This window comes from Poseidonibacter sp., from assembly GCF_041821165.1.
Classification (GTDB): Bacteria; Campylobacterota; Campylobacteria; order Campylobacterales; family Arcobacteraceae; genus Poseidonibacter.
This window is the reverse complement of record NZ_JBGUES010000130.1, coordinates 1-6,720: the sequence shown is the minus strand read 5'-3', so window position 1 is coordinate 6,720 and position 6,720 is coordinate 1. Positions and strand designations below refer to the sequence as shown.

The window sequence follows — 6,720 nt, the reverse complement described above, 5'->3', positions numbered from 1 at the left end:
AACGCTTGTTTGATTGTTTTTAACCAAAACATATATTACTTCATTTTCAAGAGTATATTTTATTGCATTTGTTAGATTGTTATCAACAATTCTTTGCAGTTTTATTTCATTAAAATCAATAATAATCTCATCTTTATTTGTTATAAATTCAAATTTCAGTTTAAATTTTGTTGCTGTTTGTGTAAAGAAGTCAATTCTAGTTCTTAAAAAATCAACTAAATCAATATCATAATTAGATTCTTTTTGATGATCTCTTTTTACAAGATAAGATAAATCATCATAAATACTAAAAATATTTTTCATTGCAACTTCAATATTTGTTAAATATTTATTTTTACCATATTGAATTTCTGCCATTTCAACATTTCCCATAATAATAGATAGGGGTGTATTTGTTTCATGAACTGCATGTTTTAAAAATTGTTTTTGCGAAGATAATAAGTTTTGCGCATAAACTTTTCCTTTTTGTAGCTCTTCTGATTGTTTGTAATAATCTTTTGATGATTGTTGAATTAAGTTTGTTAAGGCTTGTAAACTTCTAGCTTGTTCACTAATATTTTCACTTTTTATACTTACTATATCTTTTTTATTCTCTTTATTAATATTTTCTAATTCACTAAGAGCAACAACTGTAAGCGTTTGGTTTAATAGTTCATTATGTCCATTATTATGATAAAACTCCCCATATGTAAAAAAGCCAGCAGTAGTAGCAACTTTTGAAAAAGGAGTAACTTCAATATCAATCATATCAGGCATATATCTTCTTCTTGCCATACATGAATATATAAAAAATGTTTGAGTAGTTTGAATATTAGAGTGATTAAATAAAGATTCAACTGGATTATTCATAATTAATTCAACATTTCCAAACCCAAGTTTTACAACATCTCCTTTATATAAGTTCCCAGCAAAACTTAAACTACCATCTTTATGTTTATTTATTACAGCTCGTGCAAGAGGTAAACCATTTCTTTCTACAATTAATGGAAATTCTATTCCCGTTGCTGGTAATGCTTTAGCTACATATTCTCCTAAATACTTTTCATAAAAATCTAAAGGTTTCATTCCTGAAATTTTATAAACCCTATTATCTTTTACTTCCTCAATAATATGTTCGATTCCAATTGGTGACCAATTGAAATTATATGCATTTTGAATATTTAATAGTTCTGAATTTAATGAAACTCCTACTGCACCAGATGTTAGAATCTTATTTTGGCAAGAGATAAATGTTTGTTTAAACTTTCCATTATCCCCCGCCATTCCACCAGAAACAGGAATAGTATTATTAATACTTTCTATACCTTTTAAAAATGCTTCACCATTTGTTTTATCTCCAGCTGTAAAAACAATAAGCAGTTTTGTATTCTCTTTTGATAACTCTTTTGCTAATTCATAACCATTTTTAAATGAATCTTTGTTTTTAATAAATGTTGTTTTAATAGATGTTTTTTCAAATACTGAAATTGATATAACAGTTTTAAATGTACTAATCTTTTGATTATTTATCTCACCATCAGTTGATGAACCAATACAAATAGCTTGAGGAATATTTTGCATTAAAGTATCTATTGTTTTTTGTAATACTTTTTTCTTTTCACCACAAAAAACTTGTATAAGTACAGATTTCTCATTTTTGAATATTGAAAAGTCTATTAACTCTTCAATTGCTTTATTATTTAGGGTATAGTTAAATGTCTTCATAAAATATTGTAACACATAAATTAAAAAACTTAAAGAAAAAAAACTCTATAAACATACCAAAACTTGGGAATTTGTTCTAAAAATAAACACCGCTATACTCAAGCTATATTTGGGCTATATTTAGGCTATAAAACTCATGTAAACTTTCATTATCGCAAAAGAATGAACTTCATTTTTTGCCCAAATTAAATAAAAACTAATAAAAGGAATTAAAAATGTCTACACAAGAAAAAGTATTACCAATTGCAAAACCTGAGTATAAAGCACAATATGAAAACTTCATAGGTGGAGAATGGGTTGCACCAACAAGTGGTGAATATTTTGATAATGTTTCTCCTGTTGATGGTGAAGTATTAGCAAGAATTCCAAGATCAAATGAAGCTGACGTTGATGCAGCAGTTGATGCAGCATCTGAAGCATTTGAAACATTTAAACATTCTACAGTTATAGAAAGATCTACAATGTTAAATAGAGTTGCAGATGCAATTGAAGCTAATTTAGAAGCTTTAGCACTTGCAGAAACTTTAGATAATGGAAAAGCTATTAGAGAAACTATGGCAGCAGATGTTCCTTTAGTTGTTGATCACTTTAGATACTTTGCATCAGTAATTAGATCAGAGTCAGGAACAGTTTCAGACTTAGATGCTAATACTATTTCTCAAGAAATTCATGAGCCATTAGGTGTTGTTGCACAAATTATTCCTTGGAATTTCCCATTATTAATGGCAGCATGGAAAATTGCACCTGCATTAGCAGCTGGAAATACTGTTGTTTTAAAACCAGCATCAGCAACTCCACTTTCAATTTTAATCTTAATGGAAACAATTCAAGAAGTTCTTCCAAAAGGTTTAGTAAATATTATTAATGGTTCAGGTGGAAAAATTGGTAAACATTTATCAACACATCCAGATGTTAAAAAAGTTGGATTCACAGGTGAAACTTCAACTGGTCAGTTAATTATGCAATATGCAACTGAAAATATTATTCCTTCTACATTAGAGCTTGGTGGAAAATCTCCAAACATCTTCTTAGAATCAATTATGGATGCTGATGATGAGTTCTTTGATAAAGCAATTGAAGGTTTAGTATTATTCGCATTTAATTCTGGTGAAGTTTGTACTTGTCCATCAAGAGCATTAATTCAAGAATCAATCTATGAGCCATTTATGGCAAGAGTATTAGAAAGAGTTAATGCTATTAAATTAGGTGATCCTTTAAATCCAACTTGTATGATGGGTGCACAAGCATCTACTTCTCAAAAAGAGAAAATTTTAGAGTATATTAAAATTGGAAAAGAAGAGGGTGCTGAATTATTATGTGGTGGTGAAGCTTATGAAAGTGAAGTACATCCAAATGGTAACTATATTAAACCAACATTATTCAAAGGTCACAACAAGATGAGAATCTTCCAAGAAGAGATTTTTGGACCAGTACTTGCTGTTACTACATTCAAAACTGAAGAAGAAGCATTAGAAATTGCAAATGACACTATCTATGGATTAGGTTCTGGTGTATGGTCAAGAGATGCTCACCAATTACATAAATTCTCAAGAGGAATTGAAGCTGGTAGAGTTTGGGTTAACTGTTACCACATGTACCCATCACATGCATCATTTGGTGGATACAAAAAATCAGGAATCGGAAGAGAAACTCATATGATGATGTTAAACTCTTACAGACATACAAAAAATATCTTAACTTCATACTCAAAAGACGCATTAGGATTTTTCTAGGCCTTTAATATTTAGTTAAACAATTTAAGTTCTTAAATGCATAGAAGATTTTCTTCTATGCATTTTTTTTAGAAGATATTTTAAAGGAAAGAGAATGAATACATTACTTTTTATGTTTTTATGTGTAATTATTATAGGAATATTTTGTATATATGCTGTGTATAAATTTGATAAACTTAAAAATACAAAAGAGTTTATTTTTGAGAAATATAATAAAAAGGATAAATAATGTCAATTGAAAGATTAGCAGTAACTAAAGAAGCAGCTGAAATAATAGAGCTTTTAAAAAAAGAAAATGGTGAATTAGTATTTAATCAAAGTGGTGGTTGCTGTGATGGAACTGCACCTATGTGTTATTCAAAAAATGATTTCTATGTTCCTTCTAGAAATGTAAAACTAGGTGAAATCTGTGATTGTGAGTTTTTTATGGATAAAGATCAATTTGAGTATTTTAAACATTCTCATATAACAATTGATGTAAAAAAAGAGACAGCATTTGGTAATTCCTTTTCCCTTGAAATAGATTTAGGCTATCAATTTATTACAAAATCAAGAATATTTACTGATGAAGAGTATGCTAAATTAAAATAAAAAAATTATGTTAAGAATTTAAAAAGTTTTATATAAGTAAAAAATTGAATGAAAATAAAAAATTGTGAGTAAATATATAGAGAAATAAAAAGTAGAAAAGAGAGGAGACTCTCTTTTCTTAAAGACTATAAAGCAGTAACGTTCTCTGCTTGTAAACCTTTTTCACCTTGACCAACTTCGAAAGTAACTTTTTGACCATCGTTTAAAGAAACTCTGTCATAACCGTTGCTGTTGATTTGTCTGTAGTGAACAAAAACATCTTTTCCACCATCTTCTTGTTCGATAAATCCATAACCTTTTTCACTGTTGAACCATTTAACTGTTCCGTTTACTAATGTTGCCATTGCAATTCCTTTTGTTTTTAAATATACTTCATTTCTAAAGCGCTGAAAATATAAAATGGAGTATTCTTTAGATCGATCGTATTGAAATTAAACATGACAATAAAAATATAAACTAATAGATGAAACTCTAAATCATCTTTCAATGGAAGTAGTATAACATAAAAAACTGATTTTTTGTCAAAAACTATTTTTTTTCTTCATTTGTTACTAAAGCTAAGTTAGTTAAATCATATTTTTGTAACAAATCTAAGACCTTTATAACCCTTTGATACTGAACTTTTTTATCAATTCTTACTATTACAGATTTTTGCTTATTTTCTATTGCTTTTAAATTATCTTCAAGTGAATCAAATGATACTTCAATTCCTTTTATTGCTAATTTATTCTCTGTAAGTTCGATAAACACTTGTTCTTTATCTACTTTCATCTCTTTTGAATTTGAGTTTGGTAAATCTAAAATTAGTGCTAATTCATCTTTTTTAAATACAGAAGAAACAATAAAAAAGATTAAAAGAATAAAAACAACATCAATAACTGGTGTTAAATCTAAACCTAATGTTTCTCTTCTTTTCATTATTTTAAAATTCCAACAATTTCTTTTTTTGCTTTTAATTCAATGCTATCAATCATAGAAATAAAGTGATTATAAGCAATATGATGAGGAATTGCTACAATAAGTCCTGCAATTGTTGTGATTAAAGCAATAGCAATACCATTTGAAAATACAGTTGGATCACCTAAACCTTGTTGCGTTATAGCTTCAAATGATTTATAAACACCAATTACAGTTCCAAGTAATCCTAAAAGAGGTGCAACAGTTGCTATATTTTTAATATATGTTAAACCAGTTTCAAGTTTTTTTACCTCATATTCAATTTGAGCATAAATTGTAGCTTGAGTATCATTATTGATTTTATTTTTAATTTTAGCAATCATTGCATTTTTACGTGGAAGTGTAAGAAATTTCCATAATATAATTGTAAGACCAATTACATTTAATGCAATTAATATATATACAATTACTCCACCTTTATCTATATAATCCATTATATTCATAAATACCCCAAAAAGTTTTTTACTATTCTACAAAACTTTTGTTAATAAATGCTAAAATTCCAAAATGAATTACCTAAACTCACCAATAGAAAAAATAAATTTCAATAATAAAAACTATTTTATAAAAAGAGATGATTTATTACATAAAGATTTTTCAGGAAATAAAGCAAGAAAGTTTTACTATTTTTTACAAGATGACTTAAAAGATATTAAAAAAATTGTATCACATGGTTCTTCTCAATCAAATGCTATGTATTCACTTTCTGTATTATGTAAACTAAAAAATATAGAGTTTGATTATTATGTAGATCATATAGCTTCATATATAAAAGAAAATCCTATAGGTAATTATAAAGAAGCTTTAAATAATGGTATGAATATATATGAAACACAAATACCTGATTCTTTTGAAGAAGATACTTTATTTATTAAAGAAGGTGGTGCTTTAAAAGAAGCAGCTTTTGGGATTAAAATATTAGCAGATGAAATTATTTCATGGTGCAAAGAAAATAATAAAAAAGATATAAAAGTATTTTTGCCATCAGGTACAGGAACGACTGCTCTTTATTTACAAAAATATTTGCCTTTTGAAGTCTTAACTTGTGCTTGTGTTGGAAGTGAAGAATATTTAAAAGAGCAATTTAATGAACTTGAAAAAACTAATCATCCTAAAATATTAAAATTAGAAAAAAAGTATCATTTTGGGAAATTATATAAAGAATTTTATGAAATACATAAAAAACTATTAGAAGAAACAAAAATAGAATTTGATTTTTTGTATGATTGTAAAGGATGGTTAGTATTGCAAAACTATTTAAAAGATATAAATATTAAAGATGAAATAATATATATACACCAAGGTGGACTTTTAGGTAATATTTCAATGCTTCAAAGATATGAATATAAATATGAAAACAAAAGATAAATAATGCTATCAAAAAATGAAAAAAAACTTCTTTTTTTACTAAGATATACGCCAATACTTATTGTAACTGTTATTTCTATAATAATTACATTATTACTTTTTTGGGAAAAAGAAAAAAACTATAATAATGAAATTGAGAGTTTAAAAGTAAAATTTCATTTAGAGAATCAAAATAGAATAAAAAATGAAGTTTATAGAGTATATGAATATATAAAGTATGAAAAAGAAAAAGATGATCTGTTTTTAAAAAATGAGATTAAATTACATCTTGACCAAGCTTATAAAACAATTACATATATTTATGAAAAATATAAAGATACTCAAACTAAAGAACAAATAATAAATAGAATATTTGATTCTTTAAAAG

9 protein-coding genes are annotated in these 6,720 nt (G+C 26.5%); 5 read left to right on the top strand and 4 right to left on the bottom strand.

The features are described 5' to 3' along the window. Positions 1 to 1,704: FIST N-terminal domain-containing protein (locus ACERKK_RS09790; protein ID WP_373772903.1), on the bottom strand; the 1,704-nt coding region annotated here is incomplete at its 3' end. 215 nt (positions 1,705 to 1,919) lie between these two features. On the opposite strand from ACERKK_RS09790, the gene ACERKK_RS09785 reads away from it, so the two are divergent. The 3 genes from ACERKK_RS09785 (at position 1,920) to ACERKK_RS09775 (ending at position 4,028) form a co-directional block, all read left to right on the top strand. Beyond that, positions 1,920 to 3,437: an aldehyde dehydrogenase family protein gene (locus tag ACERKK_RS09785; RefSeq protein WP_373772902.1), complete on the top strand. Its 1,518-nt coding sequence runs from the start codon at positions 1,920 to 1,922 to the stop codon at positions 3,435 to 3,437. Positions 3,438 to 3,531: 94 nt separating this feature from the next. Beyond that, positions 3,532 to 3,666 carry a hypothetical protein gene (locus ACERKK_RS09780; protein ID WP_373772901.1) on the top strand — a complete coding sequence of 45 codons (135 nt, stop codon included), beginning with the start codon at positions 3,532 to 3,534 and terminating at the stop codon, positions 3,664 to 3,666. Continuing rightward, positions 3,666 to 4,028, top strand: coding sequence for a DUF779 domain-containing protein (locus ACERKK_RS09775; RefSeq protein WP_373772900.1), 363 nt, complete (start codon positions 3,666 to 3,668; stop codon positions 4,026 to 4,028). Before ACERKK_RS09780 ends, ACERKK_RS09775 begins: the two co-directional genes overlap by 1 nt. A 125-nt stretch (positions 4,029 to 4,153) precedes the next feature. On the opposite strand, the gene ACERKK_RS09770 is transcribed toward ACERKK_RS09775, so the two are convergent. The 3 genes from ACERKK_RS09770 to ACERKK_RS09760 all read right to left on the bottom strand — a co-directional run bounded on the left by ACERKK_RS09770 (position 4,154) and on the right by ACERKK_RS09760 (position 5,428). Continuing rightward, positions 4,154 to 4,372 (bottom strand): cold-shock protein, encoded by a 219-nt coding sequence (locus ACERKK_RS09770; RefSeq protein WP_373772899.1) that lies wholly within the window; start codon positions 4,370 to 4,372, stop codon positions 4,154 to 4,156. Between the two features lie 184 nt (positions 4,373 to 4,556). After that, positions 4,557 to 4,946, bottom strand: coding sequence for an ExbD/TolR family protein (locus ACERKK_RS09765; RefSeq protein ID WP_373772898.1), 390 nt, complete (start codon positions 4,944 to 4,946; stop codon positions 4,557 to 4,559). Further along, a complete protein-coding gene (locus tag ACERKK_RS09760; protein WP_373772897.1) occupies positions 4,946 to 5,428 on the bottom strand; it encodes a MotA/TolQ/ExbB proton channel family protein in 483 nt (160 codons plus the stop codon). The genes ACERKK_RS09765 and ACERKK_RS09760 overlap by 1 nt, the downstream gene beginning before the upstream one ends. Positions 5,429 to 5,492: 64 nt before the next feature. Between ACERKK_RS09760 and ACERKK_RS09755 the strand changes: the two genes are divergently transcribed. Then, a complete protein-coding gene (locus ACERKK_RS09755) occupies positions 5,493 to 6,353 on the top strand; it encodes a 1-aminocyclopropane-1-carboxylate deaminase (protein ID WP_373772896.1) in 861 nt (286 codons plus the stop codon). A 3-nt stretch (positions 6,354 to 6,356) separates the two neighbouring features. After that, the coding region (locus ACERKK_RS09750; RefSeq protein ID WP_373772895.1) for a cache domain-containing protein at positions 6,357 to 6,720 on the top strand (364 nt) is incomplete at its 3' end.

Excerpts from the sequence above, each read along its gene's own strand:
- ACERKK_RS09780 (WP_373772901.1), top strand. The coding sequence starts at position 3,532 with ATGAATACATTACTTTTTATGTTTTTATGTGTAATTATTATAGGAATA.
- ACERKK_RS09760 (WP_373772897.1), bottom strand. The coding sequence starts at position 5,428 with ATGAATATAATGGATTATATAGATAAAGGTGGAGTAATTGTATATATA.
- ACERKK_RS09765 (WP_373772898.1), bottom strand. The coding sequence starts at position 4,946 with ATGAAAAGAAGAGAAACATTAGGTTTAGATTTAACACCAGTTATTGAT.
- ACERKK_RS09785 (WP_373772902.1), top strand. The coding sequence starts at position 1,920 with ATGTCTACACAAGAAAAAGTATTACCAATTGCAAAACCTGAGTATAAA.
- ACERKK_RS09770 (WP_373772899.1), bottom strand. The coding sequence starts at position 4,372 with ATGGCAACATTAGTAAACGGAACAGTTAAATGGTTCAACAGTGAAAAA.
- ACERKK_RS09775 (WP_373772900.1), top strand. The coding sequence starts at position 3,666 with ATGTCAATTGAAAGATTAGCAGTAACTAAAGAAGCAGCTGAAATAATA.
- ACERKK_RS09755 (WP_373772896.1), top strand. The coding sequence starts at position 5,493 with ATGAATTACCTAAACTCACCAATAGAAAAAATAAATTTCAATAATAAA.